This window comes from Dryocola sp. LX212, assembly GCA_041504365.1.
In the GTDB taxonomy this organism is placed as follows: domain Bacteria; phylum Pseudomonadota; class Gammaproteobacteria; order Enterobacterales; family Enterobacteriaceae; genus Dryocola.
Window position 1 is genome coordinate 1824866 of sequence record CP167917.1, and the last position, 13552, is coordinate 1838417.

The 13552-nt window shown below is 57.6% G+C and carries 12 protein-coding genes; 7 read left to right on the forward strand and 5 right to left on the reverse strand.

All coding sequences use genetic code 11. The features are described 5' to 3' along the window. Positions 1-91 precede the first annotated feature (91 nt). On the reverse strand, positions 92-1147 hold the full coding sequence (locus ACA108_08750; protein ID XEX97569.1) for an acyltransferase family protein: 1056 nt from the start codon (positions 1145-1147) through the stop codon (positions 92-94). A gap of 311 nt (positions 1148-1458) precedes the next feature. On the opposite strand from ACA108_08750, the gene lolC reads away from it, so the two are divergent. From lolC to ACA108_08780, 6 genes are all read left to right on the forward strand, one after another. After that, positions 1459-2658 (forward strand): lipoprotein-releasing ABC transporter permease subunit LolC, encoded by a 1200-nt coding sequence (gene lolC, locus ACA108_08755; GenBank protein ID XEX97570.1) that lies wholly within the window; start codon positions 1459-1461, stop codon positions 2656-2658. Next, complete coding sequence (gene lolD, locus ACA108_08760) at positions 2651-3355, forward strand: lipoprotein-releasing ABC transporter ATP-binding protein LolD (GenBank protein XEX97571.1); 705 nt, start codon at positions 2651-2653, stop codon at positions 3353-3355. The genes lolC and lolD overlap by 8 nt, the downstream gene beginning before the upstream one ends. Then, on the forward strand, positions 3355-4599 hold the full coding sequence (lolE, locus tag ACA108_08765) for a lipoprotein-releasing ABC transporter permease subunit LolE (GenBank protein ID XEX97572.1): 1245 nt from the start codon (positions 3355-3357) through the stop codon (positions 4597-4599). Before lolD ends, lolE begins: the two co-directional genes overlap by 1 nt. Before the next feature lie 153 nt (positions 4600-4752). Further along, positions 4753-5664, forward strand: coding sequence for an N-acetylglucosamine kinase (nagK, locus tag ACA108_08770; GenBank protein ID XEX97573.1), 912 nt, complete (start codon positions 4753-4755; stop codon positions 5662-5664). 3 nt (positions 5665-5667) lie between these two features. Next, a complete protein-coding gene (cobB, locus tag ACA108_08775; protein ID XEX97574.1) occupies positions 5668-6489 on the forward strand; it encodes a Sir2 family NAD+-dependent deacetylase in 822 nt (273 codons plus the stop codon). Between the two features lie 216 nt (positions 6490-6705). Continuing rightward, positions 6706-8022: an amidase gene (locus ACA108_08780; GenBank protein ID XEX97575.1), complete on the forward strand. Its 1317-nt coding sequence runs from the start codon at positions 6706-6708 to the stop codon at positions 8020-8022. Positions 8023-8094: 72 nt separating this feature from the next. On the opposite strand, the gene potD is transcribed toward ACA108_08780, so the two are convergent. The 4 genes from potD to potA are packed head-to-tail and all read right to left on the reverse strand — an operon-like array spanning position 8095 to position 11903. Further along, positions 8095-9141, reverse strand: a complete 1047-nt coding sequence (potD, locus tag ACA108_08785; GenBank protein XEX97576.1) for a spermidine/putrescine ABC transporter substrate-binding protein PotD — start codon at positions 9139-9141, stop codon at positions 8095-8097. After that, complete coding sequence (gene potC, locus ACA108_08790) at positions 9138-9929, reverse strand: spermidine/putrescine ABC transporter permease PotC (protein XEX97577.1); 792 nt, start codon at positions 9927-9929, stop codon at positions 9138-9140. The genes potD and potC overlap by 4 nt, the downstream gene beginning before the upstream one ends. Then, entirely contained in the window at positions 9926-10783 is an 858-nt protein-coding gene (potB, locus tag ACA108_08795) for a spermidine/putrescine ABC transporter permease PotB (GenBank protein XEX97578.1), read from the reverse strand. The genes potC and potB overlap by 4 nt, the downstream gene beginning before the upstream one ends. Next, the gene (potA, locus tag ACA108_08800) at positions 10767-11903 is read right to left on the reverse strand and encodes a spermidine/putrescine ABC transporter ATP-binding protein PotA (GenBank protein ID XEX97579.1); all 1137 of its coding nucleotides are present in this window, start codon (positions 11901-11903) and stop codon (positions 10767-10769) included. Before potA ends, potB begins: the two co-directional genes overlap by 17 nt. Before the next feature lie 276 nt (positions 11904-12179). On the opposite strand from potA, the gene pepT reads away from it, so the two are divergent. Continuing rightward, positions 12180-13406, forward strand: a complete 1227-nt coding sequence (gene pepT, locus ACA108_08805) for a peptidase T (GenBank protein ID XEX97580.1) — start codon at positions 12180-12182, stop codon at positions 13404-13406. Positions 13407-13552 lie beyond the last annotated feature (146 nt).

Consider the following 13552-nt stretch of genomic DNA (forward strand, 5'->3'; position numbering starts at 1 on the left):
TCTCTCGGGTTGCAGGCGTGTCGCGGACCATAAACTTCAGATAGTTATTATTATCCGCGATCGCTTTGGCAAAGCAACCCACCAGAAAGGGTCAGGCAATCTTAGCCGGCGGCGAGAAGAACATATCGCTGAACAGGCCGCTGGAAAGCTTTCTGAACCCCAGTCCGATTAGCGTACAAATCGCCAGGCTCACAAACGGATAAACCAGCAGTATAGCCATCACCAGCTTATCGGACAGCTCACCGGCGTTAATCTGCGCGATCATAAACAGGCTTAGCGCTTCAATGACGATGCGGTGCGTGGTGTAAATCGCGATGGTGTTGGAGCCGACAACATTGAGGAACGCGTCCGCACTGCTCTCACGCCAGCTATCCAGCGTATAGAAGATCTTCATGATCGCGAAAATCGACACCACTGAAATTACCAGCGGAACGTTTACCAGGTAGAGTGCCAGTGAACCGACGGCCACCAGCGCGCAAATCAGCGGATGCTGGCGGAAGCTGAAGGTTTTCATCCAGGCCATCAGCTGTGGCCCGAACCACGCGCCCAGCCCGTAATAACACATATTACGTACCACGCTGTTCAACCCCCACCACGGCAGCGGCATAAAGCTGATGACCACGTTGATGCCCAGCAGGGCAATCAGCACCGGCACCTTCCAGGCGCGCAGCGCTTTGAAGAACACGAAATAAACGACCAGCGCGTACAGATACCACAGGCTGGTGCTGGCTTTTGCCATGCTGGCAATAAACTGCATTACGGAGTCGGCATAGGCCGCGTTTGAAGCCGGGTTGCGCACCAGGTCCGGCGCGAGCCACTGATTGATAAGCGTGATCCCCAGCCACTGCAGAACGCCCCACAGGACCAGAACATAAAGAATATTCCAGATGCGCTTATCAATGCACGCCCGCCACTTCACCTCCTCTACATAGCGGTGGATCAGATAGCCGGAAATGAAAAAGAACACCGGCATACGGAACGGCGCGAGGTACAGGTTCAGGTAGGTCCAGCTCTTGGCGATATAGAGGTTAAGCCCGACGGGCAGGGACGTCAGATGGGGATAGAAGGTGATGACCGAGTGATAAATAACCACCAGGCAAATGCACAGCCCCTTGATGTGGTTGATCCAAAGTTGTTTGTTTTTCATGCCGGAAACAGCGTCTCTCATTGACAGATTGTGGCCGTTAAGGCTGGCGGACGGGGGAAGACATTGAAATTCGATTTGTCTGTTTTTGGAAAGATGCCGACGGCTTTCGGATATTCCGCAGGGTGACGAGCGTTAAACGGGGGCAATTGTCAGTAACAAAGTCATAAAAACAAAGCGTTATGAGTTTGATTCAATTGATTTTTCCATTGTTCTGAAACCTCAAAAACACTTTATAATTCATTTACTTGATAGGGTATCGCTTATATACTTCTCGCCAACTTTGCTTTCGCTACTGCAACAAGACGGATTTCATGTATCAACCTGTCGCGTTATTTATAGGCCTGCGCTACATGCGCGGGCGGGCATCCGACCGCTTCGGTCGCTTTGTCTCCTGGCTGTCCACCATCGGCATTACGCTCGGCGTGATGGCCCTGGTGACGGTACTTTCCGTGATGAACGGCTTCGAGCGCGAGCTGCAGAATAATATTCTGGGCCTGATGCCGCAGGCGCTGATCACCTCGCCGACCGGCTCCATCAATCCTGAAAAACTTCCCGCTGCCAGCCTCAAACTACAGGGCGTTAACCGCATTGCGCCGGTTACCACCGGTGACGTGGTGCTGCAAAGCGCGCGCAGCGTGGCGGTGGGCGTGATGCTCGGCATTCAGCCGCAGGAAAAAGATCCCCTTTCACCGTACCTGGTCAACGTGAAGCAAACCGACCTCGAGGCGGGGAAATACAACGTCATTCTGGGCGAGCAGCTTGCGGGCCAGCTCGGCATTAAGCGTGGCGACAGCATCCGCATTATGGTGCCGTCCGCCAGCCAGTTCACGCCGATGGGGCGCGTGCCGAGCCAGCGTCTGTTTAACGTCATTGGCACCTTTGCCGCCAACAGCGAAGTGGATGGCTACCAGATGCTGGTGAACCAGCAGGACGCCTCGCGCCTGATGCGCTACCCGCTGGGAAATATCACCGGCTGGCGTCTGTGGCTCGACCAGCCGCTGAAGGTGGATGAACTCAGCCAGCAGAAGCTGCCGCAGGGCACGGAATGGAAGGACTGGCGCGAACGCAAGGGCGAGCTGTTCCAGGCCGTGCGCATGGAAAAGAACATGATGGGGCTGCTGCTGAGCCTGATCGTGGCGGTCGCCGCCTTTAACATTATTACCTCGCTGGGCCTGCTGGTGATGGAAAAGCAGGGCGAAGTCGCCATCCTCCAGACCCAGGGCCTGACGCGGCGGCAGATCATGGCGGTGTTTATGGTGCAGGGGGCCAGCGCCGGGGTGATTGGCGCGCTGCTCGGGGCGCTACTGGGCGCGCTGCTTGCCAGCCAGCTGAATAATCTGATGCCGATCATTGGCGCGCTGCTGGACGGCGCAACCCTGCCGGTCGCCATCGAACCTGTACAGGTGATTGTGATTGCCATCGTGGCAATGGCCGTCGCGCTGTTATCCACGCTTTATCCGTCGTGGCGCGCTGCCGCGACACAACCCGCCGAGGCTTTACGTTATGAGTAATTCTGTCCTGCTGCAGTGTGACAACCTGTGCAAACGCTATCAGGAAGGCAAAGTGCAAACGGATGTGCTGCACGATGTCAGCTTCAGCATCAACGTGGGCGAGCTAATGGCGATCGTCGGCAGCTCCGGCTCCGGCAAAAGTACCTTATTACACCTGCTGGGCGGGCTGGATACGCCCACCTCCGGCGACGTGATTTTCAACGGCCAGCCGATGAGCACCCTGTCGCCGTCTGCCAAGGCCGAACTGCGCAACCGCGAGCTGGGCTTTATCTATCAGTTCCACCATCTGCTGCCGGACTTCACGGCGATGGAAAACGTCGCCATGCCGCTGCTGATCGGCAAAAAGAACACCGATGAAACTAAGCAGCGCGCGCTGGATATGCTGAAAGCCGTGGGCCTTGCGCACCGCAGCAGCCACCGCCCTTCGGAGCTGTCCGGCGGCGAGCGCCAGCGCGTGGCGATTGCCCGTGCGCTGGTGAACAACCCGCGCCTGGTGCTGGCGGATGAGCCAACCGGTAACCTCGATGCCCGCAACGCGGACAGCATCTTTGAACTGCTCGGCGAGCTGAACGTCCGCCAGGGCACCGCGTTCCTTGTCGTCACTCACGATCTGCAGCTGGCTAAGCGCATGTCCCGCCAGCTGGAGATGCGCGACGGGCGTCTGACGCAAGAATTAACCCTGATGGGGGCTGATTGATGGCTTCGCCGCTCTCCCTGCTGATTGGTTTACGTTTTAGCCGCGGGCGCCGCCGCAGCGGCATGGTTTCGCTGATTTCCGTTATCTCCACGGTCGGCATCGCGCTGGGCGTCGCGGTTTTGATTGTCGGCCTGAGCGCCATGAACGGCTTCGAGCGCGAGCTGAATAACCGTATCCTGGCGGTTGTCCCGCACGGTGAAATCGAGCCGGTCAACCAGCCCTTCAAGGACTGGAACGGCGTGCTGCAGCGCGTTGAGAAGGTAAAAGGCATTGTTGCCGCAGCACCTTATATTAACTTTACCGGCCTGGTAGAGAGCGGGGCGAACCTGCGTGCAATCCAGGTGAAGGGCGTCGATCCTCAACAGGAAGCGCACCTCAGCGCGCTGCCGCAGTACGTGCAGAACAACGCCTGGAAAGATTTCAAAGCGGGTCAGCAGCAGATTATCATCGGTAAGGGCGTTGCCGACGCGCTGAAGGTGAAGCAGGGCGACTGGCTGTCCATTATGATCCCGAACAGCGACGGCGGCACCAAGCTGCTGCAGCCGAAGCGCGTGCGTCTGCACGTGGCGGGCATTTTAGCCCTCAGCGGCCAGCTGGATCACAGCTTCGCGATGGTGCCGATGGCCGACGCGCAGGGCTATTTAGACATGGGTGACAGTGTCACCGGCATCGCCATCAAGGTGAATGACGTCTTTAACGCCAACAAACTGGTGCGCGACGCGGGCGAAGTCACCAACGCTTATGTCTACATCAAAAGCTGGATTGGCACCTACGGCTACATGTACCGCGACATTCAGATGATCCGCGCCATTATGTATCTGGCGATGGTGCTGGTGATCGGCGTGGCCTGCTTCAACATCGTCTCCACGCTGGTGATGGCGGTGAAAGACAAGAGCAGCGATATCGCCGTGCTGCGTACCCTGGGGGCAAAAGACGGCCTGATCCGCGCCATTTTCGTCTGGTACGGCCTGCTGGCCGGGCTGTTCGGCAGCGTCAGCGGCGTGATTGTCGGGGTGCTCGCCTCCTGGCAGCTGACCAACATCATTAACTTTATTCAAAAGGTTATTGGGCACCGTTTCCTGTCCGGCGATATCTACTTTATCGATTTCCTGCCGTCGGAGCTGCACTGGCTCGACGTGTTCTACGTGCTGGTCACCGCGCTGCTGCTGAGCCTGCTCGCCAGCTGGTATCCGGCCAGACGCGCCAGCAGAATCGATCCGGCGCGGGTATTAAGCGGACAATAAATTAGCAATCTATTGATTAGCCTAAATAATTTTAGTTGTAGGTAGGTGGCCAGGAAAGGAATTCCCAGGAGCTTACTTAAGTAAGTGACTGGGGTGAGTTCCTGCAGCCAACACCCCTACAGCTCGAAGTATGACGGGATAAGGGGAGCAGCGATGTATTACGGATTTGACATTGGCGGCACTAAAATGGCTCTTGGGGTGTATGACGCGGAGCGTCGCCTGCAGTGGGAAACTCGGGTTCCCACCCCGCACGACAGTTATGAGAATTTCTTAGCGGCTATCGTCTCCCTCGTAAAGGAGGCCGATAGCCGTTTTGGCATCAAGGGGTCGGTGGGGATGGGTATTCCGGGCATGCCGGTCACCGACGACGGCACGCTGTACGCCGCCAACGTTCCCGCCGCCAACGGCAAACCGCTGAAAGCCGATCTCACCAGGCTGCTTGAGCGTGATGTCCGCCTGGATAACGACGCGAACTGTTTCGCGCTGTCCGAAGCCTGGGACGACGACTTCCGCGACTATCCGGTGGTGATGGGCCTGATCCTCGGCACCGGCGTCGGCGGCGGTATTATCGTCAACGGCAAATCCATCACCGGGCGCAACTACATCACCGGCGAATTCGGCCATACCCGCCTGCCCGTAGACGCGCTGAACGTTGTCGGTCGCGATTTCCCCCTCACGCGCTGCGGCTGCGGCCAAAACGGCTGTATCGAAAACTATCTTTCCGGGCGAGGATTTGCGTGGCTCTACCAGCACTTCTACTCTGAAGCGCTGGAGTCAAAAGAGATTGTGGCCCGTTTCTATGCGGGTGACGAAAAGGCGGTGGCCCACGTTGACCGCTTCCTGGAGCTGCTGGCGGTTTGCCTGGGTAGCCTGCTGACCGCCATCGATGCGCATCTGGTGGTGGTGGGCGGCGGCCTGTCAAACTTGCAGGAAATTTATAAGCAGCTGCCGGGACGTTTGCCAAAATACTTATTGCCGGTTGCTAAAGTGCCGCGCATCGAACCCGCACGTCATGGCGATGCCGGTGGCATGCGTGGCGCGGCCTTCCTCCACCTTACGGAGTAAACTATGTTTTCGCGTCGTCAGCATCGGCTGAGCCGGTTTCGCAAAACCAAACGCCTGCTGCGCCAGCGTTTGCGCCAGCGCGCCTTTTTCAGAGACACACCAGGACCGGAAGCGATGGATAAACCCAGAGTAGTGGTACTGACCGGGGCGGGGATCTCCGCCGAATCCGGCATTCGCACCTTTCGTGCTACGGACGGGCTGTGGGAAGAGCACCGCGTGGAGGACGTTGCCACGCCGGAAGGCTTTGCCCGCGACCCTGAGCTGGTGCAGGCATTTTATAACGCCCGCCGCCGGCAGCTCCAGCAGGCTGAGATCCAGCCCAACGCCGCGCATCTGGCGCTGGCGAAGCTCGAAGAAGAGCTGGGCGACCACTTCCTGCTGGTGACGCAGAATATCGACAACCTGCACGAGCGCGCCGGAAACAAAAACGTCATTCACATGCATGGCGAACTGCTCAAGGTGCGCTGCTCCCAGAGCGGGCAGATCCTCGAGTGGAAGGGCGACGTCACGAACGAAGATCGCTGCCATTGCTGCCAGCTCTCCGCCGCGCTGCGTCCGCACGTAGTGTGGTTCGGCGAGATGCCGCTGGGCATGGATGAGATTTACCAGGCGCTGGCGACGGCGGACTACTTCATCGCCATCGGCACCTCCGGCCACGTATACCCGGCAGCGGGCTTCGTGCATGAAGCACGTTTGCAGGGGGCGCACACCGTCGAGCTGAACCTGGAGCCAAGCCAGGTCGGCAGCGAATTCGAAGAGAAGCACTACGGGCTGGCGAGCGAAGTGGTGCCTGAATATGTCGACAGGTTGCTGAAAGGGCTTTAAGTGCCGGATGACGCTGGCGCTTATCCGACCTACGGGAGGAGTGGACGTCGGCTTAATCAACATTACGTTTTTCCGCCCAACGTGAAATATGGCGTAGGGTGGATAAGCGTAGCGCCATCCACCGTTTAATCTCCCGTTCAACTCTCACCAACAAACGTTTACAACCTCTGCTTTTGTGCCTATTTTATTTGCATACGTATTCAAACTGGGAAGCAAATGAAAGCCATGCGCCTGAAGCCGGTCGCCGACTGCCGCGACGATATCGCCCGCCGCTTAGATGCCGTCGAAACAAACGGTCCGCTTAATGCCATTCTCGGGCTTAACCCGGATGCTGTAGCCCAGGCGGAACGCTGCTACCGGGCAGCACAGCGCGGCACCTCTTTCGGCCCGCTGCACGGCCTCCCCATCATCACCAAAGATAATATTGCCAGCGCCGGAATGCCCGTTACGCTCGGCTGCCGGGGGTTGGCCTCTCTACATGCCACAGCTGATTCACTGGCCGTGCGGCGATTGCGCGAGGCCGGAGCGATAATTCTGGCCCGCGCCAACATGTCAGAATTTGCCTTCGATGTTCGCTCGCGCAGCTCGCTGGGCGGCGATGTCCGTAACCCTTTAGCCACGGGCGTCACGGCAGGCGGGTCGAGCGGCGGAAGCGCTGCTGCGGTTGCTGCCGGGATGGCTGACGGCGCGCTGGGAACGGATACCGGCGGATCTATCCGCATTCCGGCAAGCTATACCGGGCTGGTTGGCCTAAGGCCCGCGCACCGGCGTGAAATGCTTGAGGGCGTGGCACCGCTTTCTTTAAGCAAGGACACGGTAGGGCCGATGGTGCATACCGTGCGGGACGCCGCGCTGCTGCATGCGATTATCCACGGTATTAAACCAGCGCCCCTGCCGGAAAGGCCGCTGTCCGGCATACGCCTTGGCGTGGTTTCAGCACTGGAAGGGAACGACAAGGTACAGAGGCAGGTTTGGCATGCGGCGCTGGAAACATTGCGGCGGGCCGGGGCGACAATCATCCTTATTACTCTGCCTGAACTGGATGCCGTGCGGCAGGCAACCTGCCTCAGCGTCTACGAGTTTCGGCTTGCCTTTGATGCCTGGTCAAAAGGACACGCTAACGCTCCGGCAGGTCTGGCGGCTATTTTCGATTCAGGGCAGTTTCTGCCCGAATTTTCCCCGTTTATCTCCCTGCTGCTGGAAGCGAAAACCCTGAAAAACCCGGAATGGCTGGCGGGACGCAGATTCCAGCGTCGTTTGCGGCAGAGCCTTGCTGAAGTGCTGGCGGTAAACAATCTGCAGGGTTTGCTCTATCCAACCGTCAGCCAGCTCCCGGTAAGCCTTGATAAGATGCCGCCGGGCTGCGCGCCAGAGCTAGCCGCTATCAGCGGGCTGCCAGCGGTGACGTTTCCCTGCGGCATAAGCAGCAGAGGGCTGCCGGTGGGGATGGAGATTTTGTCCGGGAAGAGGGATGAGAGTTTGCTGCTGAGCGTGGCGCTGGCGTGTGAAACGGCATTACATACCGGCGGATGACGCTACGCTTATCCGCCCTACGTTCAATCTGGTGTAGGGTGGATAAACGCCAGCGTCATCCGCCGAAAGGCTTTATCGACCCGCCTTCAACTTCTGGAAATAAGATTCGTAGATCGTGCTGGCATCGCCCACGTCGTTCTGCCATTCGCCGTTCTTCAGCACCGCTTCGTCCGGGTAGAGCGTCTTGTCACCGGAGACTTCTTTCGGCAACAATTTGCGGGCAGCCAGGTTTGGCGTCGGGTAGCCGATGGTTTCCGCGACCTGTTTCGCCACGTCCGGGCGCAGCAGGAAGTTAATCAGCTTCAGCGCGCCGTCGACGTTCTTAGCGTTCGCCGGAATCGACAGGTTATCCATCCAGAAAATGCCGCCTTCTTTCGGCCAGACGATTTCCAGCGGGGTGCCTGCCTGGCGGGCCACATAAGCCGAACCGTTCCACACCATGCCCAGATTCACTTCGCCTTCCATGTACGGGTTCGCCGGATTATCGGAGTTGAACGCCGCCACGTTTGGCATCAGCTTCTGCAGCTCGTGATACGCCGCCTCAATCTCTTTCGGGTCGGTGGTGTTGCCGGAATAGCCCAGCTTGCGCAGCGCAATCTGGAAGACCTCACGGGCGTCATCGGTCAGCAGCAGGCTTTGCTTATACTCGGGCTTCCACAGGTCCGCCCAGCTGGTCACGGTTTTCGGGTCGATCTCTTCGCTGTTCACGCCGATGGCGGTCGCGCCCCAGATGTAGGGAATCGAGTAGTCGTTGTTCGGATCGAACGGCTTGTTGAGCATCTCCGGGTCAAGGTTTTTGAAGTTGCTCAGCTTGCTCTTGTCGATCTTCTGGATCATGCCCTCTTTGCGCATTTTCGCCACAAAGTAGGTGGAGGGGACGACTAAATCGTACGCGCCGTCCTTATAGGTCTTGAGCTTGGCGTACATGGTTTCATTCGACTCGTAGGTCGAATAGATAACCTTAATGCCCGTCTCTTTGGTGAACTGCTCCAGCAGGCCCGGCGGCACGTACTCCGTCCAGTTATAGAAGTAGAGCGTCTTGCTGTCGTCGGCATGGGCGGCGCTGACGCCCAGCGCCAGAGCACCCGCAGCCAGCAGGTGGCGTGACCATTTTTTCATTTAAACGACCCCTGAGTTTTGGTTTTATCACGAAGGATAAGCTGGGAGGCGATGACCAGGCCCAGCGACAGTACTAATAAAATGGTGGCCAGCGCGTTCACCTCGGGCGAGACGCCAACCTTAACCATCGAATAGATTTTCAGCGGCAAAATTTCATAGCCCGGCCCGGTCACGAACGAAGAGACGACCACGTCGTCCATCGACAGGGTAAAGCTCAGCAGCCAGCCCGCAGCCACGGCGGGCATCGCCAGCGGCATAATGATTTTGCGCAGAATAGTAATTTCACCCGCGCCCAGATCCCTGGCCGCCTCCAGCATGCGCACGTCGAACCCCTTGAGGCGGGAATAGACGGTGACCACCACAAACGGCAGGCAGAAGGTGATGTGTGAGAACAGCAGCGACCAGAAGCCGAGCTGCACGCCCAGCAGCATAAACAGCACCAGCAGCGAGATGGCCATCACGATGTCAGGGGACATCATCACCACGAATAACATGCCGCTGACGAAAGGCTTGCCGCGAAAGCGATAGCGGAACAGGGCGACCGCCGTCAGCGTGCCGATAAGCGTGGCGGCGGTGGCGGAAAACACCGCCATGGTCAGCGAGTGCTGCGCCGCCTGCAGCAGGCTGTCGTTATTCATCAGCAGGCTGTACCACTTGGTGGTAAAACCCTGCCAGTTAATGCCGAAGCGCGAACTGTTAAACGAATTGACGATCAGAATGATGATCGGGATATAGAGATAGGCATAGATGGCGGACATAAAGCCGCCGCGTAACAGGCGACCGATCATTCCAGCTCCACCTTCTTGTTTAGCAGGCGCGAGGCGCGCCAGTAAATCAGCAGCATTAGCCCCATCACCAGCGTCAGCGTAATGCTGGTGGCCGCGCCGAACGGCCAGTCGCGGATGTTCAGGAACTGGCTCTTGATCACGTTGCCGATAAGCAGGTTCTTCGCGCCGCCCATCAGGTCCGAAACGTAGAACAGCCCCATCGCGGGCAGCATCACCAGCAGGCACCCGGCGATAATCCCCGGCATGGTCAGCGGAATGATAATGCGCAGGAAAGTTTGCAGCTTGCTGGCGCCCAGGTCACGCGCGGCTTCAAGCAGCGGCTTGTCCAGCTTCTCGATGCTGGAGTAGAGCGGCATCACCATAAACGGCAGCAGGATATAGACCAGTCCCAGGATCACCGCGCTTTCGGTGTACATGATGCGGATTGGCGTGTCGATAACCCCCAGCCACAGCAGCACGGCGTTAAGATAGCCTTTGGTGCTGAGGAAAATCTTCAGCCCGTAGATGCGGATCAGCGAATTGGTCCAGAACGGCACAATCAGCAGAAACAGCAGCAGCGGGCGCACGCGCTGCGGCAGGCGGGCCAGGAACCACGCAAACGGATAGCCCAGCGCCAGGCAGGCGAAGGTGGCTATCAGCGCCATGTTCAGCGAGTGCAGCAGCACCTCCGCATACAGCGGATCCGCAAGGCGGGCGTAGTTGTCCAGCGTGAACACCATGCTGACAAAATTCGCGTCGTCACGGGTCAGGAAGCTGGTGCCGATAATCATCAGGTTGGGCAGGAAGACGAACAGCACCAGCCAGCCGACGACGGTGAGGATCACCCCATTCTGGAACTTACGCGAGCGTTTCATCTGCCAGCACAACCTCCCAGCTTTCAACCCAGGTCACGGCCATCTTCTGGTCCAGCGAGTGATCGAAGTCCGGATCGTCTTCGTTAAAGAACTCGCTCACCATGACCATCTTGCCATTTTCCAGCTCAACGCTGGACTCCAGCGTCATCCCTTTATAGTTGCGCTCGCGCACGTAGCCAATCAGGCCGTCGACCTCGGAGGCGTCGTTGATCTCCTCAACGCGTAGATCCTCCGGGCGCAGCAGTACGTTCAGTATCTGCCTCGGCGTAACCGGCAGGGTAGCGAAGATATTACACTCGCGGCCCTCTACGCTTGCGCGCACCCGCTGCTCGTCAATGCGTTCGATGACGGTGGCGGTGAAAATATTGATCTCGCCGATGAAGCTCGCCACAAACAGGTTTTTAGGCTCTTCGTAGATTTCCCGCGGCGTGCCGTCCTGCACGATTCGCCCGTCGCGCATCACCACGATGCGGTCTGACATGGTCAGCGCCTCTTCCTGATCGTGGGTAACGAATACAAAGGTGATACCGAGCTTGCGCTGCAGGGCTTTCAGCTCGTTCTGCATCTGCTTACGGAGTTTGTAATCGAGCGCGGAAAGAGATTCATCAAGCAGCAGCAGGCGGGGCTTATTGACCACGGCGCGGGCGATGGCAACGCGCTGCTGCTGGCCACCGGAGAGCTGGTGTGGCTTACGTTGTGCGAACGCATCCAGCTGCACCATTTTCAGGGCCTCAAGCACGCGGGGCTGGATTTCAGCCGCGGGCGTTTTCTGCATTTTCAGACCGAAGGCGACGTTCTCGTACACGGTCATATGCGGAAACAGGGCGTAGCTCTGGAAGACGGTATTGACGTGGCGGTGCTCGGCGGGGACCTGGGTAATGTCCTGCGACTCAAGGGAAATCGTGCCGGTATCCACATTTTCCAGCCCGGCTATCAGACGTAATACGGTGGTTTTGCCGCAGCCGGAAGGGCCAAGCAGCGTCAGGAATTCACCATTATTGATGGTGAGAGAGAAATCAGAAATTACGGATTTACCATCAAAGCTCTTACCAACTCCCGCCAGTTCAACCAGCGGAGAGAGCGAACATTGCTGTTTATTCAATTTTTTACGCTGTCCCATAAATAACGCACCGGATAAAGCCGCGATGCGGGGTTTGTGAGTAACCACCTTGAGGTTTGGCACATTTCGATAAGGGCTGGCATTCTACGGCAAAGTCCGAAAATCGCCAATCTTTGAAAGGCCCCGCAGCCAATTCAATCGCCTGTTTCGACTAAGTTTATCGTCAGAGCACCAGATCAGGACTAATTTTAGACGTAACGGGCTAACAGTGACCTGAAACAATATTTACCCCGACGGCATATTGATAATAACGGTACTAAATACGAGGGTAGCCAAATGGATAAATTATTAGAGCGTTTTTTGCATTACGTCTCTCTGGATACGCAGTCAAAGCCCGGCGTGAAGCAGGTGCCCAGCACCGAAGGGCAGTGGAAGCTATTAAGGCTGCTTAAAGAGCAGCTGGAAGCTATGGGCCTCGTGAATGTTTCGTTGGGCGAGCGTGGCACCGTGATGGGCACTTTGCCCTCCAACGTCGCTAAACCCGTCCCGGCCATCGGCTTTATTTCTCATGTCGATACCGCGCCGGACTTCACCGGCAAAAACGTCAATCCGCAGATCGTCGAAAACTATCGCGGCGGGGATATCGCACTGGGTATCGGCGACGAAGTGCTGTCGCCGGTGATGTTCCCGGTGCTGCACCAGCTGCTGGGCCAGACGCTGATCACCACGGACGGCAAAACGCTGCTCGGCGCAGATGATAAAGCGGGCGTGGCGGAAATAATGACCGCGCTGGCGGTATTAAAAGAAAAGAATATCCCGCACGGCGATATCCGCGTGGCCTTCACGCCGGATGAAGAGGTCGGCAAAGGCGCAAAATTCTTCGACGTCGAGGCGTTCGATGCCCGCTGGGCCTACACCGTGGACGGAGGCGGAGTGGGGGAGCTGGAAAGCGAAAACTTCAACGCTGCTTCTGTCATCATTAAAATTGTGGGCAACAACGTCCACCCGGGCACGGCAAAAGGGGTGATGGTTAACGCGCTGTCGCTCGCTGCCCGCATTCACGCGGAAGTCCCCACTGATGAAAGCCCGGAATGCACGGAAGGTTACGAAGGGTTCTATCATCTGCACGGCATAAAAGGCACGGTGGATAAAGCGGAGATGCATTACATCATCCGTGACTTCGACCGCGAGCAGTTCGAAGCGCGCAAGCGCCGGATGATGGACATCGCCACAAAGGTCGGCAAAGGCCTGCACCCGGACTGCTACATTGAGCTTATCATCGAAGACAGCTACTACAACATGCGCGAGAAGGTAGCGGAACACCCCTATATTATCGACGTCGCCCGCCAGGCAATGCAGGACTGCAACATAGAGCCGATCATGAAGCCAATCCGCGGCGGCACGGACGGCGCACAGCTGTCGTTCAAAGGCCTGCCCTGCCCGAACCTGTTCACCGGCGGCTATAACTACCACGGCAAGCATGAGTTCGTGACGCTGGAAGGAATGGAGAAAGCGGTAGCGGTGATTGTGCGGATTGCTGAGTTAACGGCTAAACAGAGCTAATAGTTAAAAGGTGCTGGCTTTTGGGGCGGCACTTTTTTTAATTGGATTGGGCTGGTTTGTGCTGTGAGTTCAACGGGTCGTTGCAACGCTATCCTTAATCAAGGGGGAGTATTTCAGGAATGCTTTGCCACGAAAGCAGGCTTACC

What these genes read in the sequence shown, in the direction of transcription:
- potB (XEX97578.1), bottom strand. Translation starts at nt 10,783, where the DNA reads ATGAAACGCTCGCGTAAGTTCCAGAATGGGGTGATCCTCACCGTCGTC.
- nagK (XEX97573.1), top strand. Translation starts at nt 4,753, where the DNA reads ATGTATTACGGATTTGACATTGGCGGCACTAAAATGGCTCTTGGGGTG.
- potA (XEX97579.1), bottom strand. Translation starts at nt 11,903, where the DNA reads ATGGGACAGCGTAAAAAATTGAATAAACAGCAATGTTCGCTCTCTCCG.
- lolD (XEX97571.1), top strand. Translation starts at nt 2,651, where the DNA reads ATGAGTAATTCTGTCCTGCTGCAGTGTGACAACCTGTGCAAACGCTAT.
- cobB (XEX97574.1), top strand. Translation starts at nt 5,668, where the DNA reads ATGTTTTCGCGTCGTCAGCATCGGCTGAGCCGGTTTCGCAAAACCAAA.
- pepT (XEX97580.1), top strand. Translation starts at nt 12,180, where the DNA reads ATGGATAAATTATTAGAGCGTTTTTTGCATTACGTCTCTCTGGATACG.
- lolC (XEX97570.1), top strand. Translation starts at nt 1,459, where the DNA reads ATGTATCAACCTGTCGCGTTATTTATAGGCCTGCGCTACATGCGCGGG.
- potC (XEX97577.1), bottom strand. Translation starts at nt 9,929, where the DNA reads ATGATCGGTCGCCTGTTACGCGGCGGCTTTATGTCCGCCATCTATGCC.
- potD (XEX97576.1), bottom strand. Translation starts at nt 9,141, where the DNA reads ATGAAAAAATGGTCACGCCACCTGCTGGCTGCGGGTGCTCTGGCGCTG.
- lolE (XEX97572.1), top strand. Translation starts at nt 3,355, where the DNA reads ATGGCTTCGCCGCTCTCCCTGCTGATTGGTTTACGTTTTAGCCGCGGG.
- ACA108_08750 (XEX97569.1), bottom strand. Translation starts at nt 1,147, where the DNA reads ATGAAAAACAAACAACTTTGGATCAACCACATCAAGGGGCTGTGCATT.
- ACA108_08780 (XEX97575.1), top strand. Translation starts at nt 6,706, where the DNA reads ATGAAAGCCATGCGCCTGAAGCCGGTCGCCGACTGCCGCGACGATATC.